The organism is Aeromonas sp. R7-2 (genome assembly GCF_040908105.1).
In the GTDB taxonomy this organism is placed as follows: Bacteria; Pseudomonadota; Gammaproteobacteria; order Enterobacterales; family Aeromonadaceae; genus Aeromonas; species Aeromonas caviae.
In genome coordinates this window covers 163,893-181,344 of the sequence record NZ_JBFODC010000037.1, presented here as the reverse complement: position 1 = coordinate 181,344, position 17,452 = coordinate 163,893, and the positions used below count along the sequence as shown (strand labels likewise).

The 17,452-nt window shown below is 61.2% G+C and carries 15 protein-coding genes and 1 pseudogene; 9 read left to right on the top strand and 7 right to left on the bottom strand.

Translation table 11 applies throughout. The features are described 5' to 3' along the window. Positions 1-112 precede the first annotated feature (112 nt). The 3 genes from mutY (at position 113) to mltC (ending at position 2,690) form a co-directional block, all read left to right on the top strand. Entirely contained in the window at positions 113-1,198 is a 1,086-nt protein-coding gene (gene mutY, locus AB5Y47_RS19110; protein WP_202016111.1) for an A/G-specific adenine glycosylase, read from the top strand. Continuing rightward, on the top strand, positions 1,195-1,467 hold the full coding sequence (locus tag AB5Y47_RS19105) for an oxidative damage protection protein (protein ID WP_010675742.1): 273 nt from the start codon (positions 1,195-1,197) through the stop codon (positions 1,465-1,467). The genes mutY and AB5Y47_RS19105 overlap by 4 nt, the downstream gene beginning before the upstream one ends. A 119-nt stretch (positions 1,468-1,586) precedes the next feature. After that, the gene (gene mltC, locus AB5Y47_RS19100) at positions 1,587-2,690 is read left to right on the top strand and encodes a membrane-bound lytic murein transglycosylase MltC (RefSeq protein WP_010675743.1); all 1,104 of its coding nucleotides are present in this window, start codon (positions 1,587-1,589) and stop codon (positions 2,688-2,690) included. Between the two features lie 57 nt (positions 2,691-2,747). On the opposite strand, the gene AB5Y47_RS19095 is transcribed toward mltC, so the two are convergent. Beyond that, the gene (locus tag AB5Y47_RS19095; protein ID WP_039040598.1) at positions 2,748-3,128 is read right to left on the bottom strand and encodes a YgiW/YdeI family stress tolerance OB fold protein; all 381 of its coding nucleotides are present in this window, start codon (positions 3,126-3,128) and stop codon (positions 2,748-2,750) included. Positions 3,129-3,362: 234 nt separating this feature from the next. On the opposite strand from AB5Y47_RS19095, the gene AB5Y47_RS19090 reads away from it, so the two are divergent. After that, a complete protein-coding gene (locus AB5Y47_RS19090) occupies positions 3,363-4,370 on the top strand; it encodes an SGNH/GDSL hydrolase family protein (RefSeq protein WP_119197792.1) in 1,008 nt (335 codons plus the stop codon). A gap of 279 nt (positions 4,371-4,649) precedes the next feature. Beyond that, positions 4,650-5,681 carry a porin OmpA gene (gene ompA, locus AB5Y47_RS19085; protein WP_043152837.1) on the top strand — a complete coding sequence of 344 codons (1,032 nt, stop codon included), beginning with the start codon at positions 4,650-4,652 and terminating at the stop codon, positions 5,679-5,681. Positions 5,682-5,736: 55 nt separating this feature from the next. Here ompA and AB5Y47_RS19080 read toward each other — a convergent pair whose 3' ends face one another. Genes AB5Y47_RS19080 through AB5Y47_RS19070 form a run of 3 tightly spaced genes read right to left on the bottom strand, consistent with a single transcriptional unit; the run spans position 5,737 to position 9,216 of the window. Further along, positions 5,737-6,306, bottom strand: coding sequence for a membrane integrity-associated transporter subunit PqiC (locus AB5Y47_RS19080; RefSeq protein WP_043152838.1), 570 nt, complete (start codon positions 6,304-6,306; stop codon positions 5,737-5,739). Next, positions 6,306-7,952, bottom strand: a complete 1,647-nt coding sequence (gene pqiB, locus AB5Y47_RS19075) for an intermembrane transport protein PqiB (RefSeq protein ID WP_069651939.1) — start codon at positions 7,950-7,952, stop codon at positions 6,306-6,308. The genes AB5Y47_RS19080 and pqiB overlap by 1 nt, the downstream gene beginning before the upstream one ends. Further along, complete coding sequence (locus AB5Y47_RS19070) at positions 7,945-9,216, bottom strand: paraquat-inducible protein A (protein ID WP_043152840.1); 1,272 nt, start codon at positions 9,214-9,216, stop codon at positions 7,945-7,947. The genes pqiB and AB5Y47_RS19070 overlap by 8 nt, the downstream gene beginning before the upstream one ends. Before the next feature lie 176 nt (positions 9,217-9,392). Here AB5Y47_RS19070 and hfq point away from each other — a divergent pair, with 176 nt between their 5' ends. Next, entirely contained in the window at positions 9,393-9,752 is a 360-nt protein-coding gene (hfq, locus tag AB5Y47_RS19065; RefSeq protein ID WP_039040603.1) for an RNA chaperone Hfq, read from the top strand. Positions 9,753-9,888: 136 nt separating this feature from the next. Here the strand turns inward: hfq and AB5Y47_RS19060 are convergent, their stop codons facing one another. The 3 genes from AB5Y47_RS19060 to dapA form a co-directional block, all read right to left on the bottom strand. Then, positions 9,889-10,479, bottom strand: coding sequence for an HAD family phosphatase (locus AB5Y47_RS19060; protein WP_043152842.1), 591 nt, complete (start codon positions 10,477-10,479; stop codon positions 9,889-9,891). 148 nt (positions 10,480-10,627) lie between these two features. Continuing rightward, on the bottom strand, positions 10,628-12,274 hold the full coding sequence (locus AB5Y47_RS19055; RefSeq protein ID WP_043152843.1) for a diguanylate cyclase: 1,647 nt from the start codon (positions 12,272-12,274) through the stop codon (positions 10,628-10,630). 95 nt (positions 12,275-12,369) lie between these two features. Beyond that, positions 12,370-13,242 carry a 4-hydroxy-tetrahydrodipicolinate synthase gene (gene dapA, locus AB5Y47_RS19050; RefSeq protein ID WP_039040606.1) on the bottom strand — a complete coding sequence of 291 codons (873 nt, stop codon included), beginning with the start codon at positions 13,240-13,242 and terminating at the stop codon, positions 12,370-12,372. Between the two features lie 278 nt (positions 13,243-13,520). Here dapA and rsmC point away from each other — a divergent pair, with 278 nt between their 5' ends. The 3 genes and pseudogenes from rsmC (at position 13,521) to glgA (ending at position 17,367) form a co-directional block, all read left to right on the top strand. Beyond that, positions 13,521-14,549, top strand: a complete 1,029-nt coding sequence (rsmC, locus tag AB5Y47_RS19045) for a 16S rRNA (guanine(1207)-N(2))-methyltransferase RsmC (RefSeq protein ID WP_053288787.1) — start codon at positions 13,521-13,523, stop codon at positions 14,547-14,549. 147 nt (positions 14,550-14,696) lie between these two features. Further along, positions 14,697-15,917, top strand: a pseudogene (glgC, locus tag AB5Y47_RS19040) (glucose-1-phosphate adenylyltransferase); the annotation flags it as partial. Next, positions 15,907-17,367, top strand: a complete 1,461-nt coding sequence (gene glgA / locus AB5Y47_RS19035) for a glycogen synthase GlgA (RefSeq protein ID WP_043152847.1) — start codon at positions 15,907-15,909, stop codon at positions 17,365-17,367. The pseudogene glgC and the gene glgA, both read left to right, overlap by 11 nt. Positions 17,368-17,452: the final 85 nt, after the last annotated feature.

Sequence of the window (17,452 nt, the reverse complement as noted above, 5' to 3'; positions counted from 1 at the left end):
CCCGAGAGCTCCCCTTTTTAATCAATAACCTACACTCGACCTTTGCCATGCGCCGGGTCGAGGATCGCCCTCCTGATGGCGGGCGGACTTATCATCAGAACATGAGTACACTGTGAGCCACTCAGACAACACCACCTTCGCCACCCGCATTCTGGACTGGTACCAGATCCACGGCCGCAAGACCCTGCCCTGGCAGCAGGACAAAACCCCCTACCGGGTCTGGGTCTCCGAGATCATGCTGCAACAGACCCAGGTTGCCACTGTCATCCCCTATTACGAGCGGTTCATGGCCCGCTTCCCCGACGTGCTGGCCCTGGCCAACGCCCCCATCGACGAGGTGCTGCATCACTGGACCGGGCTTGGCTACTACGCGCGCGCCCGCAACCTGCACAAGGCTGCCCAGCAGATCCGCGATCTGCACGGCGGCCTCTTTCCGGAACAACTGGAAGAGGTGATGGCCCTGCCCGGCATCGGTCGCTCCACCGCCGGGGCCGTGCTCTCCCTCTCTCTGGGCCAGCCCCACGCCATCCTGGATGGCAACGTGAAGCGGGTACTCACCCGCTGGCTGGCGCTGACGGGCTGGCCGGGTCAGAAGCAGGTCGAGCACGATCTCTGGGAGCTGGCGACCCGCCTCACCCCGCGCGTCGGGGTGGCCCAGTACAACCAGGCCATGATGGACATGGGGGCCACCGTCTGCACCCGCAGCAAGCCCGCCTGCGAGCGCTGCCCGGTGCAGGCCGATTGCCAGGGGCTGTCGCAGGGCAACCCCACCGCCTACCCTCACAGCAAGCCGAAGAAGAGCATTCCGGCACGCAACGGCATTATGCTGATCATCCGCCACGGCGATCAGCTGCTGCTGGAGAAGCGTCCGCCGCAAGGGATCTGGGGCGGGCTCTACTGCTTCCCGCAGGTGGAATCCCTCACCGAGGTGACCGGACGACTGCGGGAGTTGGGGCTGGAGGATGCCGCCTATCAGGAGCTCGCTGGATTTCGTCACACTTTCAGCCACTTCCACCTCGATATCCGCCCTTTGCTGATCGAAATGGCTGTTCCGCCCGCCCCCCTGCTCATGGAAGCGGATACCCGACTCTGGTATAACTTACGCCATCCTGCCGAGGTGGGATTGGCGGCGGCCACGGCCCGTCTGCTCGCCTACCCGGACTTACAACCAGACTTGCAACCACAGAGGTCAACATGAGCCGTACCGTATTTTGCCTGCGCCTGAAGAAAGAAGCGCCGGGTCTCGATTTCCAACTCTACCCCGGTGAACTCGGCAAGCGGATCTTCGACAACATCAGCAAGGAAGCCTGGACCGAGTGGCAGAAGAAGCAGGTCATGCTGATCAACGAGAAGAAGCTGAACATGATGAATCTCGAGCACCGCCAGTTGCTGGAAAAAGAGATGGTCAGCTATCTGTTCGACGCGGGTGAAGTCCAGATCGACGGCTACACCCCTCCCAGCCAGTGAGCGGGAATCGAGTCAAAGGGCCAGCGTCCCCCTGAGTCGTCGACATGCCGCAGGGTGACACCAATCCTGGCTCAGGCCAGTCAGTGACGGGCGGCCCCACCGCCCGGTTTGAGGATCTTATGGGTCGTTTTTTTGGGCTGCTGTGCGCCCTGCTGTTTCTCTCTGCCTGTTCATCCACACCCCAGACCAGCGGGAGTGGCGATGATGATCTGGTCAACGGCAAGGACGTGCGCGGTTTTGAACACATGATCAGTGCGCTCTCCCATAACGTGAACGAGATATGGGGGCGCGAGGCGCTGTTCGCGGGCAAGTTTGACTACGTCAAATACACGGATCAGTACAAGAGCCGCGCCCACATCGATTTCTCCAGCGGTCACATCATGGTGGAGACCGTCTCGGGTCTGGATCCCCGTGCCCACCTGCGTCGCGCCATCATCGAAACCCTGCTGACCCCGGACGATCCGGCAGAGGTCGACCTCTATTCCGACCGTGAGATCATGCCAGGTGGCGAGCCCTTCCTCTATGGCCAGGTGCTGGACAACCAGGGACAAGCGATCCGCTCCAGCTGGCGTGCAGAGCGTTATGCCGACTATCTGATCGCCAACGCGATGAAGAAGCGCACCCTCGGGATCCGCAACATCTTCTTCATCGACATTCCCATGGTGGCCAACCACGAAGACAGGCGCGGCTACAAATACGCCAGCATCATCCGCGACGCCTCCCGCAAGTACGGGGTCGCCGAGAGTCTCATCTACGCGGTGATCAAGACCGAGAGCAGCTTCAACCCCTATGCGGTCAGCCACGCCAACGCCTATGGCCTGATGCAGGTGATCCCGGCTACCGCTGGGCGGGATGTCTATGTGAGGGTCAAGGGCAAGGATGGCCAGCCGACCAGGGAAGATCTGTTCAATCCGGCCTACAACATCGATGTGGGGACCGCCTACCTGCACCTGCTGCAGACCGTCTATCTGGCGGATATCCAGGATCCCCAGTCCCGCCGCTATGCGGTGATCTCCGCCTACAACGGTGGTGCGGGAGGGGTGCTCAACACCTTCTCCAACGATCGCAAGGCGGCCCCCGGCATGATCAACCGCCTCTCCCCCGAGGCCGTCTATCAGGTGCTGACCGAACAGCATCCCAAGGCAGAGGCTCGCCGCTATCTCTACAAGGTCAATCAGGCCGAGAAGGGGTTCAAGCGAACCGTCGCAAGCCGGGCTGGCTGATGGCATGCAAGAAGGGCGCTCCTGGAGCGCCCTTCCCATTTACTGTGGCCTGAAAACTTACTTGGCGATGAAGCCACCCTTGCTCAGGGGCGCTGCCCCCACCTTCTCCAGGTGTTCCACCTCGACTTCGGTCTTGTTCCAGCTGTGGTCCACCTCGCCGCGCACGCGGATCAGATCGTCAGGGCCCACCTCGGTACCGCGCCACACGTCACCATCCACCTCCACTTCCACCTCGCCGCTGTCGTCACGGAACAGGTAGTTTTCGCCACCCAGGTGTTTGACCAGCTTGCCTTCCAGGGTCACCCACTGATCATCGGCCACGTCTTTCAACTGGGCGACCGATACCTTGTTCTGCTCCTTGGGGCCGGTGTAGGCCGCCATGGCGAAGGAAGAGACGGACATCAGGGCCACCAGGGCGATTGCTTTTGCGTTGTTCATTTCATGCTCCTGTCTTTGCGGTATGAGGGCATCTTGCCCGGGGGCGCGTGAAACAAACGTGAAGCCTCCCCATTCAGGGAGGAGTGATGTGATCGCAAGCGATTAAATGGCCACGGCATGCTGCAATAATGTATTCGAGTGGATACCTTTTCACCTGGCCATGCGGGTTCCCAGCCCGCCGCCATCGAGGAACAGCCCGCAGGCCCGCCCTGCCCCATCCATGAGAACAGCTACATGAACAAATGGCTTTTGTGTTTATTGGGACTCTTCGCCCTCACGGTCCATGCCGCCGAGACGCGTCCCCCCTTCTCCCGCATCGTGATGTTCGGCGACAGCCTCTCCGACACCGGCAAGATGTACACCAAGATGCGCGGTTACCTCCCCTCCAGCCCTCCCTACCATCAAGGCCGCTTCTCCAATGGCCCGGTCTGGCTGGAGCAGCTCACCCAGCACTTCCCGGGCCTCGCCATCGCCAACGAGGCGGAAGGGGGCGCCACTGCCGTGGCCTACAACAAGATCTCCTGGAATCCCAAGTATCAGGTCATCAACAACCTGGATTACGAGGTGACCCAGTTCCTGCAAAAGGACAGCTTCAAGCCCGATGATCTGGTGATCCTCTGGGTCGGTGCCAACGATTACCTGGCCTATGGCTGGAACACCGAGCAGGATGCCAAGCGGGTGCGCGACGCCATCAGCGATGCGGCCAACCGCATGGTATTGAATGGCGCCAAGCAGATCTTGCTGTTCAACCTGCCGGATCTGGGCCAGAACCCCTCGGCCCGCAGCCAGAAAGTGGTCGAGGCAGCCAGCCATGTCTCCGCCTACCACAACCAGCTGCTGCTGAACCTGGCACGCCAGCTGGCCCCCACCGGCATGGTGAAATTGTTCGAGATCGACAAGCAGTTCGCCGAGATGCTGCGCGAGCCGCAGAACTTCGGCCTGAGCGACACCGAACACGCCTGCTATGGCGGCGGCTATGTGTGGAAGCCGTTTGCCTCCCGCAGCGCCGCCACCGACAGTCGGCTGGCCCCCTTCAATCCCGAGGAGCGCCTTGCCATCGCCGGCAACCCCCTGCTGGCTCAGGCCGTCGCAACGCCCATGGCGCGCCGCAGTGCGGGCGAGCTGAACTGTGAAGGCAAGATGTTCTGGGACCAGGTCCACCCCACCACAGTGGTACACGCCGCCCTGAGCGAGCGGGCTGCCGCCTTCATCGAACAGGAGTACGAATTCCTCCCTCGATAACGGAGGCCATCCTGCCAGGGCCGGCGCTTCGCCGGCCCTCTTGCCGACAAGGGCAAGCAACCCCATATGACACCCATCACAGATTCGAGTCACGGTTCCCCGGCGGTCTTCTGTCTCCACTATGATGCAGATGGATATCACAATATGTTTTATATCAGTTGCTTGTAGATCGAGAAAAGCGAGCTACGTTTAAACGTGTTGTGGTCGAACACAGGCCCAACCCACGAGGCGAGGCGACATGAATTCGCGCTCCCCACACACAAGATTGCAGAGGCATCTATGAACAAAACACTGATTACCTTGCTGGTTTCAGGCTTGCTTGCGGCCAACGCCCAGGCAGCCGGACAAGACAACACCTGGTATGGCGGTGCCAAACTGGGTTGGTCCAACTTCTACGGTGTCGATGAAAGCAACGCCATCGCCATCACCGACAAAGACGACGATGAAGTCGGCGCCGGTGCCTTCGCCGGTTACCAGATCAACCAGAATCTGGGTGTCGAACTCGGTTATGACTACCTTGGCAAGCTCAAGTACAGCGGCACCCGCAATGGCGCGGCCTTCAATGACTCCGTGCAAGCCCAGCTGGCCCAGCTCACGCTGAAACTGGGCTTCCCGGTTGCGGACAATCTGGACCTTTACGGCCGTGTCGGGGGCGGCTATGGCTGGACCGACAGCGATCAGCTGGAAAACGACAGCCGCTTCACCTTCGTCGGCGCGCTCGGTGCGGAGTATGCCCTGAACCTGGATTGGGCAGCCCGCCTCGAATACCAGTACAGCACCCCGTATGGCAGCCGTGACGATACCGGCCTGCGCATGGACAACGGCCTGCTCTCCCTGGCCGCCGTCTACCGCTTCGGTCAGGTTGCACCGGCTCTGCCGGTCGCAGCTCCCGCCCCCGCGCCCGAGCCCGTGATGGTCGACAAGCAGTTCACCCTGAGCTCGGACGTGCTGTTTGACTTCAACAAGGCCACCCTCAAACCCCAGGCCGGGCAGGCGCTGGATACCCTCTACAGCCAGATTGAAGAGGCCAGGCCCAAAGACGGGTCGGCCACCGTCATCGGCTATACCGACCGCATCGGTTCCGAGGCCTACAACCAGAAGTTGTCCGAGCAGCGTGCCCGGACCGTGGCCGATTACCTGATTGGCAAGGGCCTGCCTGCCGGCAAGGTCAATGTGGAAGGGCGTGGCAAGCAGTCTCCCGTCACCGGCGACAGCTGCACCAGCAAATCCAAGCGCGAGCTGATCGTCTGCCTGGCCCCGGATCGCCGGGTAGAGGTCAAGGTACAGGGCGTCTCGGAAGTACAGCAATAACGACGACCCCAAACAAAACGGGAGGCCATGGCCTCCCGTCTTTTTTTATGCTTCCTCAGCTGCGCGTGCGCACATCCGCCGCAATCTGATCGAGCAACAGTTGCCAGCCCTGCCCCAGCTCGTTCACCAGGGCGCCATACCCATCGGCAGGCAGCACCCGCTCCTGCTGGAAGGGAACATCTCTCAACACGACCCCCTCCTCCGTCAGCAGGCGCCAGCGACCGCTAAGCAGGGCGCGGCCGTCGTGCCGCCCCTGGAAACGCTCGACCGAGATGCTCAGCACAGGCCCCTTGCGGGCCCCGTCCTGACGCACCACCCAGCCAGGCAGGCGACTGGAGAGGCCATTGAGGGTCAACTGGTTCAACTGGGCATCGAGGGAACCTGCCCAGCGATGGTACTCGGCAAAGTGCAGCTCCTTTCCCTCCAGTTGATAGACCAGGCTCATCCGGTCAAGCTGACCGGACAGGGCGACGGGGCGCAGCACCAACTGGTGCTGCGGCTGCGCCGTGGTGACACTCGACGGCGCCGTGTCGGCATCCAGCGAATAGTAATGCAGCGTCGTCGGCGCACTGCCACATCCCGCCAGCAGGCCCAGCAAGGCCAGCGTCATCATCCGTTTTTTCATCATTTTCCTCGCTTGGGCTCGGGATCCCGCGGACGAGCGCGGTCAAAGATCAGTGAACTCGGCTGCTCGTTCAGTGAATGGACCAGAGGTTGCAACTCGCTCATCAGCTGGTTGAGGGATTGCACCGACTGGCGCAGTTCCTGATTGGTCTGGGAACCGGCATCATAGGTCTGCAACGTCTCCTGCAATTGCTTGAGGCTCTGGTTGAGGGAGGCCGGCAATTGCTGGGTCGACTGCTGACCGGTAAACTGCTCCAGATTCGCACTCACGGCACTGACATGCTTGAGCGTCTTGTCCAGCGTCATCAGGGTGCTGTTGACCTGAGTGAGGGTGGTGGCCATGTCCATGTCGACGAACTTGTCGAGGATGAGGTTCACCTTGCGCTCGATCTGATCCAGCCCGGCCTGGGCGGTCGGGAAGACCTGATAGCCCGCCATCTTGAGCGGCTGATAGACAGGCGCATCCGGATAGAAGTTCAGATCGATCACCTTGCCCCCCGTCAGCAGGCTGGCGGTCTTGAGGCTGGCCCTCAGCCCTTCCTTGAACTGCTTGTTGAACAGGGCCCGCCACTGCTCCTTCTCCGCATTGGCATAACGGTGGGAGAGACGCTGCACCTCGATGCGCGCCAGCACCGGGATCTGCCGGCTCTTGAACAGCTGGACGCCCTTGTCGTCGATGAGATAGGGAGCCGAGATGACGGTACCGACCCGGATGCCGCGATATTGTACCGCCGCGCCGGGATGCAGCCCGCCCACATCATTGTCGAACAGGAAGACATAGTCGATGAACTGATCCAGGCTACCGGCCAGCACGCTCTCCTCGTCCTTGAACAGCACGAACTCGTCGTTCTGTTTCACCGGTTCCCCCGGCAACCAGCCGGGAGGCAGCCCCATGGTGATGCCGCCGTTGATCAGGCTCTCCAGCGAGTCCATCTTCACCTTCATCCCCTCGCTGCTCATGGAGACCTCGAAGCCGGGCGTCAGCCAGAACCGGGAGTTGCTGCTCACCAGGACGTCATAAGGCGCGTTGATGAAGAGCTGGTACTGCATCTCGCTCTTCTCGGGCAGGAACTTGGCCTCTTCGACCTGGCCGATGGTGAATCCCTGATAGCTGATGGGGGAACCCGCGCCCAGCGCGTTGGCATCCCGGCTGGACAGGGAGAGTCGCAATCCCTTGGCATCCAGGGATGCCAGGGGTGGCCTGTCCAGCATGGCGTATTCGCTTCGCGCCCTGCCCTTCTTGCCGGGAGAAAGTTCGATATAGGCACCGGAGAGCAAGGTGCCAAGACCTGAAACGCCCTCACGCCCGACCCTGGGCTTGACCACCCAGAACTGGCTGTCTTTCTTGAGCATGCCGGCGGCGGCATTGGTCAGGCGAGCCTTGAGCACGGCATGGCTGTAATCCTCGCTGAGCTCCACCGTCTCGATACGGCCCACCTCCACTTCACGAGAACGGATCACCGTCTTGCCCGCCACTATGCCCTCGGCGGTCGCCACCGTCAGGGTGAAGCTCGGCCCTTGTGAATACCAATGCTGGAACAGCATCCAGGCGCCGATGAAGAGCGCCAGCAAAGGCACCATCCAGATAGCGGCAGCCGAACTCATGAAATCAGAGCCCGGTTTCCACCTTGTCTTACGCTCACTCACGTTCGCGTTCTCCTTGTTGTAAATCCCAGATCAGGCGGGAATCGAAACTCATGGCAGCCACCATGGTGACCAGTACGACCCCGGCAAAGGCGACGGCCGCAGGGCCAGGGTAGATGGTCATCAGATTGTCGAGCCGGATGAGACCGGCCAGGATGGCCACCACGAAGACGTCGATCATCGACCAGCGCCCCACAAATTCGGTCATGCGATAGAGTTTTAGCTTGCCGAGGGGAGATGTCCCCTGGCCGCGCTGCACCACGTAGCAGAGCCACAGCAGCGCCAGGATCTTCACCAGCGGCACCACCACGCTCGCGAAGAAGATGACGGCGGCAATGGGGTAGGAGCCCATGGCCCACAGCAGCACCACCCCGCCCATGATGGTCGAGGGGCTGTCATCCCCCAGGAACACGGTGTCCATGATGGGATACAGGTTGGCTGGGACATAGAGGATCACCGAGGTGATCAGCAGGGCCCAGGTGCGGTTCAGACCACCCGGCTTTCGGCTGTGCAGGTGATCCCCGCAGCGAACGCAACTATGGGCATCCTGCTCGTTCAGGGCGCCGCAGATGTGACAGCCCACCAGACCGCACGACAGGGCGCTCTCCTCGGGATCCAGCTCCCTCGCCGCCGTCGGGCCGAACAGCCGCTGCCACAGCCACATCCGATCCAGGGAGGAGATCATCTTGATGAGCAGCAGGGTGTAGCCAACAAAGGCCCAGAACGACAGCCCCATCTTGATGTCGGCCATCCCCATCAGCTTGACCAGCGAGATGAGCACGCCGATGAGGAAGACGTCCACCATCAGCCAGGGCTTGATCCGGCACAGCAGGCGGCCAAGGGAGCGCAGGGCCTTGCTGTGCAGATCCTTGTCCAGGCGCCACAGCACCAGCATGATGGAGCCGATATAGACCAGCGGCAACCCGATCAGGGTAATGCTCAGCACGGCCCCGAGGAACAGGTAGCCTTGATCCACCAGGGTGGTGATGCACTGCAGGAAGGTCATCTCCTGCCCCACCCCCTTGGCCGAGAACGACATGAAGGTAAAGGCGTTGGAGAGCACGAACATGATGATGGCCGCAAAGCCATAGGCGATAGGCCTGCGCTCCTGCTCCGGCAGATGACGAGTCAGGGTATGGCCGCAGCGCGGACAACTGCTCGTCTCCCCCACGGCCAGCTCGGTGGCCGGCACCAGCAGGTCACACTCTTCGCAGGCGGTCGCGTCATGGGTATAGGTGGGTGGATGTTGGTGTGAAACCGGATGCAAGATAAGACCCCAGCATGAGGCCCGCCACGGGGCCAGAGCCGCCAATTATTGCAGCAGCGGCCCCTGCCGACCAGCCCTGTCGTTGTCCATCCTGCCCGGGTGTGAGAATGACTTTGACAAGGCAGTGACCATTTAGCACAATCAAACGCCACTTTTTTTCCGCGGGACAATAATTTATGACAACTGAATCCCCAAGCTACTCCACTATCGAGCAGGCCTTCTCCCTCGGGAACGGGCAAGATTCTGCCCTCAACTGGTTGCGCAAAAACCGTAGCCAGGTCGCCATCTTCCTGGTGAGCGGCATCAAGCTGGAGGGGACCATCAGCGGTTTTGACCAGTACAGCGTGCTGTTGACCGATGCCCATGGCAATCAGCAACTGGTCTACAAGGCCAAGATTTCCACCATTGCCATGCACTCCGGCCGTCCTGCCGTCAGCATCCAGCGGGCCCGCAAGCCACGGGTTTCCATGGCGCCGCGCCCCCATGGCGCACCCAGCCGTTATGACGACAACCAGGGTGGCGGCAGCGAGCAGTAAATCTCGCCCCCGCCCATCCTGACGGTGTCGCTGCGTCAGCCAGTGACATCTGCTCCCCACTCTCATGTTTCGCCTGTCCCGTATGAGAGTGGGGCTTCTCTCCCGAGCAGGTTGTTGACCCGCTCGTCTTCGTTACTCAGCAGGTCAACCCGACCGGTTTTCCCTCTCTGACCATGCAGACCTGCATGCCGGCCGCTTCACCGGCCTGTGCGCCTATGCCCGTGTCCTCGAACACCAGACATTGACCGGGCTCGACCCCCAGGCGTCGCGCCACCAGCAGGAAGGTGTCTGGATGGGGTTTGTGCAGCTCCACGTCGTCGGCGGTGACCACCACGGGGAAATACCGATCCAGCCCTGTGTTGCGCAGCACCGCTTCGGCATTGATACGGGGAGAGCCTGTCCCTATGCCCATGGGGATCCGGCCGTGATAGCGTTCCACCAGATCCAGCATGGCCGGGAAGGGGGTGGCCTTGTGCAGGTTGGCGACATAGTGTTCGGTCTTGCAGCGTGTCACCACCAGGGGATCCAGCGCGATCTGCTGCACTTCGGCCACCAGCAGGGCTATCTTGCGGCTGGGCATGCCTCCCAGCTCATAAAACCAGTCGGCGTCGAACCGAAAGCCAAACTCGCGGGCGGTGTGCTCCCAGGCGGCCAGGTGCAAGGGCATGGAGTCCACCAGAGTGCCGTCGAGGTCGAAAACCAGGCCTTGAAATCCGGATAGGGTCATGGTGCAGGATCTGTCTGTGAAAAATGGGCCCCCATTCTAGCCAGAGCGCGGGCGCATCGCCATGCGCCAGATGGCGAGAAACGCTTGCCACCTCATTTATACAGGGCGGCGTGGATCTGATGCCGGGCAGGCAGCCCCCACGCAGGTGTCAGCGATAGGCCAGGGTACAGGCCCGCCCTTGGGATTTGGCGTGATAGAGTGCCTGATCCGCCTGCTCGGTCAGGGTTTGCCACTCCTTGTCCGATGACGGGACCAGATAGCTGAACCCGATGCTGACGGTGAGTGTCGCCGCCACCCGGGAGGCCGGATGGGGAATTTGCAAGGCGTCAAGGCCGTGGTGGATCTGCTCCGCCAGCCGCTCCGCTTCTCCCGGCTGCGGTGAACACAGCAGGATGACAAACTCCTCCCCCCCATAGCGGGCCACCAGGTTGGTACGCCGCCGCTCGGTGTCCTGCAGCAGTGCCGCCACCCGCTGCAGGCACTGATCCCCCTTGCCGTGGCCGAAGTGATCGTTGTAGGACTTGAACTCGTCCACATCGATCATCAGCACCGCCAGCACCCCCTGATGGCGGCGAGCCCGCTCCCACTCCCGTTCCATGGTGATGTCCCATTGGCGGCGGTTGGCGATGCCAGTCAGGGGATCTTCCAGAGACAGCAGGGAGAGGCGCCGGTTGGCCTCCTCCAGCGCCCGGTTGGTATCGGCCAGTTGCCGGGTGCGCTCCTGCACCCTCAGCTCCAGCTCCCGATTGAAGCGCTCAAGCTTCTCCTGGGTGCGCTGGCGGATCAGCAACTGGGAGAGCACGGCGGCATACTGCTTGAAGATCTCGCTCTGATACGCCTTGAGGGGGCGCCGCCAGAGCAGGTTGTCGGCGGCGATCCAGCCGATGGGGGTACTCCCGTCCCAGAGCGACACCATGGCGTTCCAGCCGCGACCCACCTCCTGCTTCTCGTAATAGAGAGGCGTGTCCTCCAGCACCAGGACATAGTCCTTGCGACGCAGCGCCTCCTGCACCGTGGGGTGATCCGGAATGGGGCTGATGAAATGGCGCTCGTCGATGAGCTCACCCGCCTCGTTGGTACCCCAGGTACCGTGCATGATCTTGAATTCACTGTCAGTCAGGAAGATGGCGATGCGATCGAACTGCAACTCCTGGCGGGCCAGTGCCACCGCGTCGTGCAGCAAACGATCCTCGCTCTCGCAGCGGGAGAGCTTGACCCCCACCTGATGCAGCGCCTGCAGCATGCTGAGGAAAGAGTCCTGCAGGGCCTGGCTGCGCACGAGGTCTGCCTGGGTGTGGAGCCGCTGATCCCGCTCCAGATCCACCTGTCCCGCGAGTCGCCGACTCTCGAGCTCGGCGGCGAGATAATGCATGAGCAGCTGGATGCTCTGCTGCTGGCGTCTTGGCAGGCGATCGAGACGACGGCGGGTTTCCAGATAGACCACGGCCTCCAGCCCCTTGTGACGCTTGAGGGGGAAGCTGGCGCGCAGGCGCGGGATCTCGGGTTCGACGCTCTCCCTCTCCCAGATGGCACGGGTCGGCGCGATGGGCTCCACCAGCAACTGGCCGAGCGCAAGGGAACGTTCGATGAAGAGGATGGGCAACTCGAGGGAAGAGAGGATGTCAGCGCTCAGGCAGAGCAGACCCTGTTCCGGGCGATAGTGATAGAGCTGGGGCGTCGGAGCACGCAGCCACAGATAGATCTGTTCAGCCTCTGTTTTTTCCCTGACCGCAGACAAGGTCACTTCACAGAGATGTTCAAAACTGGTGAAGTGCTCCGGATCCCATTCTTCCATGCCAAATCATCCTTGGTTGTATCCAAGCGAGTATATCGGCAAAGCCCGGCCATTAATTGACCGGGCAATCAAAAGCGAGATCCAGAGCCCAGTTTTTACAACAGATTCAATGCCTGCATGGCACTGCGGATGCGCTCGCGGGTGGCCTCGGAGAGCGGCATCACCGGCAGACGGCACTCTTCGCTGCACAGACCCAGCAGGGAGACCGCATACTTGGCCCCTGCGGGGCTCGGCTCGGCGAACATGGCCTGGTGCAGCGGAATGAGCTTGTCCTGCAATTCGCGGGCAGCTTGCCACTCACCGGCCAGCGCCAGGTTCTGCACCTCGGCCACCAGCTTGGGGGCCACGTTGGCCGTCACCGAGATGCAACCCTGGCCACCACCGATGTTGTAGGCCACGGCGGTGGCATCTTCACCGGAGAGCCAGGCAAACGGCTTCTTGATGAGCTGGCGTTCAACCCAGGGGCGGGCCAGATCACCGGTGGCATCCTTCACGCCGGCAATGCGCGGCAACTCGGCCAGACGGGCCAGGGTCGCCGGCTGCACGTCAACGATGGCGCGGGGCGGAATGTTGTAGACGATGATGGGTTTGGTGGTGGCGTCATGCACCGCCTTGAAGTGGTGGTAGAGCCCTTCCTGATTGGGGCGGTTGTAGTAACCGGCCACATGCAGGGTGGCATCCGCTCCCATCTGCTCGGCATAGCGGGTGTATTCAATGGCTTCAACCGGGTTGTTGGAGCCTGCACCTGCGATCACGGGAATGCGCCCGGCCACCAGCTTGACCACCAGCTCCACCACGCGGCAATGCTCATCGTGGGTCAGGGTCGGGCTCTCCCCGGTCGTGCCGACCGGCACTATGCCATGGGTTCCCTGCTCTATGTGCCACTCTACCAGGCGAGCCAGTGCGGCCTCGTCCAGCTGGCCCTGTCGAAATGGGGTGATCAGGGCAACTATCGAACCTTGAAACATGGGATTTCCTTCTCCTAAACAGATGGATTGGTCAATAAAAAGCCCCGGTACGGGAGTCGCTACCGGGGCTTGAATCGTCTCAGGGATGAGAGGTTACGCGCGCACGCCAGCAGGCCCGATTGTCAGGCTGTGTTTATGCTTTCGTTTCGATACGCATGACCGCATTGCATCATCTCTGGGTAAATAAGGCGTCTGGGCATATTTCGGGAACACGGCATAAATGTCAAGGCGAAAGCGGCCATGTATAATGGCCGCCCAAAAATGCGTGGAGAGACCCAATGAGCCGTCCTGTCAGTGCCGTCAGTCAGATGCTGGAACGTAACCAAGCCCTCTTTGTCGGCAAGCGGCTGTTGGTGTGCGGTGCCCTGGAGGATGATTATCCTCGTCAACTGGCCGAGTTGGCACAAAGCCTGACCGTCTTCACCACGGATTACTGCTATTACCGCAGCCAGCAGGCTGCTCTGGGAGACGCCATCCTGTTCGATCACCAGCTGGGGGGCGCCCCCCGATTCGATGCCCTGCTGCTGCTGATGCCCAAGGCCAAGGCCGAGGCGCAATACCTGCTGGCCATGATGACGCCGCTGCTCGAAAGCGGGGCCGACCTGTTCCTCGCCGGCGAGAACCGGGGCGGCATCAACGGGGCAGACAAGCTGCTGGCACCTTATGGCGAGAAACCGATCAAACGCGACTCTGCGCGCCGCTGCTCTCTCTACCACGGCACGTTCGACAAACCGGTTGTCCCCTTCGAGCTGGACGCCTGGTTCAGTCGCTATGAGTGCCAGGCGGGCGACACCACCCTGACCGTCATGGCCCTGCCCGGGGTCTTCAGTGCAGACGGCCTGGATCTCGGCACCCAGATGCTGCTGGCGAGCCTCCCCCCCGTAACGGGCAAGCTGCTCGACTTTGGCTGCGGCGCCGGCGTCATCGGTTCCGTGCTGGCCAAGCGCAACCCGGCCCTGGCTGTCACCATGGTGGATATCAATGCCCTGGCACTGGAGTCCAGCCGCCGAACCCTGGCGGTCAACGGTCTGAGCGGACGTGTTCATGCCTCCGATGTCTATTCCGACATTGCCGAAACATTCCAACAGATTGTCTCGAATCCCCCCTTCCATGCCGGGCTCAAGACCTTCTACGCCGCCACCGAAACCTTCCTGGCAAAGGCACCTGAGTACCTGACCGCAAATGGCGCCCTGACCATAGTCGCCAATGCCTTCCTGCGATACCAGCCTATACTCGATGCGCACTTCAAACAGACCGAGGTGATCGCGGGCGATGCCAAATTCAAGGTGTATCTGAGCAAAGCTTAAAGAAGTGCAACGGTTGTAATAAAACAAGTAGAGAGTGCCAGACGGGATCTGTTAAGGTACCAAGAAAACGTTTACCACCCCTTTAGGGGTGTTTTTTTCGCAGCGACATGAAAACCTTTTCAACATCATGATCTCAGGGAGAGAACGACGATGGCAGGCATACTCACCATGATACTGGCAGGCGGTGAAGGTACCCGACTGCAACCGCTGACCACCACCCGCAGCAAACCCTCCGTACCCTTTGGCGGCAGTTACCGGTTGATCGACTTCGTGCTCAACAACTTCGTCAACGCCGACTTCCTGCGCATCTATGTACTCACCCAGTTCAAGTCCCAGTCCCTTTACCTGCACATGAAGAAGGGCTGGAACATCGTCGGCATCACGGATCGCTTCATCGACCCCATTCCGGCCCAGATGCGAATGGGCAAACGCTGGTATGACGGCACCGCAGACGCCATTTATCAGAACCTGCGCTTCATCGAGATCTCCGACCCCGAGCACGTCTGCATCTTCGGCTCCGATCACATCTACAAGATGGACGTGAGCCAGATGGTGAGCTTCCACAAGCAGAAAGCGGCCGCCCTGACCGTCGCGGCACTGCGCATGCCCATCGAGGAAGCAAGCGCCTTCGGGGTGATCGAGGTGGATCAGGAAGGGCGCATGATTGGCTTTGAAGAAAAGCCCCGTCACCCGAAACACATCCCCGGCGACCCCACCCAGGCCCTGGTCTCCATGGGTAACTACATCTTCGAGACCGAGGCCCTCTATCGGGAGCTCAAGCGGGATGCCGCCGAGGAGAACTCCAGTCACGATTTCGGCAAGGACATCATTCCCAGCCTGTTCCCCCGTGCCCCCGTCTATGTCTACGACTACAGCACCAACGTGATCCCGGGCGAGAAGCCCAACGTCTACTGGCGCGATGTGGGGACGCTCGACTCTTACTGGCAGGCACACATGGACCTGGTGGCCGACGATGCCCCCTTCTCTCTCTACAATCGCAAGTGGCCGCTGCACACCCATTACCCGCCCCTGCCCCCCGCCACCTTCATCGATACCGACGACTGCAAGGTCAAGATCGCCAACTCCCTGATCTCCGGTGGCTGCTTCATTCAGGGCAGCCAGATCCAGCGATCCATACTGGGATTTCGCTGCAACATAGGCCCCTGCAGCCACATCAGTGAATCCGTGCTGCTGGGGGATGTGAAAATCGGCGAAGGTTGCTCCATTCGCCGCGCCATCATCGACAAAAACGTTGAAATTGCACCCGGCACCGTGATCGGTGAGAATCTGGACCATGACAGAGAGCGGTTTACCGTATCCGAAGGCGGTATCGTCGTGGTACCTAAGGGAGCAAGAGTTGGCTATTAACCCACTGAAAATCCTGTTTGTAGCCTCGGAGGTTGAGGGGCTGGTGAAGACCGGGGGCCTGGCAGATGTGGCCAAGGCCCTGCCGCAGCATCTCGCCCGTCAGGGGCACGATGTGCGCATCATTATGCCCTTCTACAAGACCATCAAGCGCCGGGAGGAGGCCACCCTCCTCGCCTCGCGCTGGCTCCCCACCCCCCAGGATCGCAGTGATATCAGCTATCGCATCCATCAGCTGGAACTGGACGGGATCTGCGTCTATCTGCTCGATTGCCCGCACTATTTCGACCGCCCCCAGCTTTATGCCGAGAACAACCAGGCCTATCCCGACAACGGTGAACGCTTTGCCTTTCTGGCCGCAGCGGCCCTGCATGCGTGCGAACAGCTGGGTTTCGCTCCCGACATCGCCCACTGCAACGACTGGCACACCGGTCTGCTGCCGCTGCTGCTGAAAACCCGTCATGCCCACAACCCCTTCTTCCAGCGCACCCGGTCGGTCATCAGCATTCACAACGCGGCCTTTCAGGGCGTGTTCGATCGCCAGCAGTTCTGGGCCGTGCCGGAAATCCACGACTACGAGCAGCGCATCAACTACGACTATGGTCACATCAATCTGCTCAAGTGCGGTGTGCTCTATGCAGACAAGATCAATGCGGTCAGCCCCAACTACGCCAGCGAGCTGCTGACGCACCTGGGCGCTCACGGCATGGCCAGCGTATTCCAGCAGCGGGCAGCTGACCTGCGTGGCATCCTCAACGGCTGTGACTATCAGGACTGGGATCCCGCCTTCGATCCTCTGTTGCCCGCCACCTATGATGCCGACAACCTGGATGGCAAACACACCTGCAAGCGCATCCTGCAGCAGGAGACGGGGCTCCCCGTCGGCAACCTCCCCATCTATGGCATGGTGTGTCGACTGACCGAGCAGAAAGGAGTACACCTTCTCATCCCGGCGCTGGACAAGTTCTTGCAGCATCAGGTCCAGGTGGTAATTGTGGGCTCCGGTGATCCCTCTCTCGCCGCCCAGTTGCAAAGCATTGCCCAGCAGCATCCCGACAAGTTTGCCTTCATCAATGCCTATGACGACCGTCTGGCCCACCTGGTGGAGGCCGGCGCCGACTTCTTCCTGATGCCTTCTCTGTTCGAGCCATGCGGGCTCAACCAGATGTACAGTCTGGCCTATGGCACCCTGCCCCTGGTGCGGGCCGTCGGCGGATTGAAAGATACCGTCGTGGACTGGGATGCTGACCCGGCGAATGCGACCGGTTTCTGCTTCAACGATCCCACTGCCAGCACCTTGCTCGATGCCATGCGCCGCAGCCTGCTCCATTATCTGCAGGAGCCGGCACGTTTTGCCCGTGTGCAGCACCACGCCATGAACACCCGCTTCGACTGGGCAGACTCCGTCATCCTGTACGAACAGATGTATCAGGATGCGCTGGCCACCGTCTGACGCCGATTGCTGAAGTTTTGTGCCCTTGGCACGCCTTTATCCGTCAACAGCGAAAAAAGTCCCCTTTGGCTGTTGACGCCCCCCC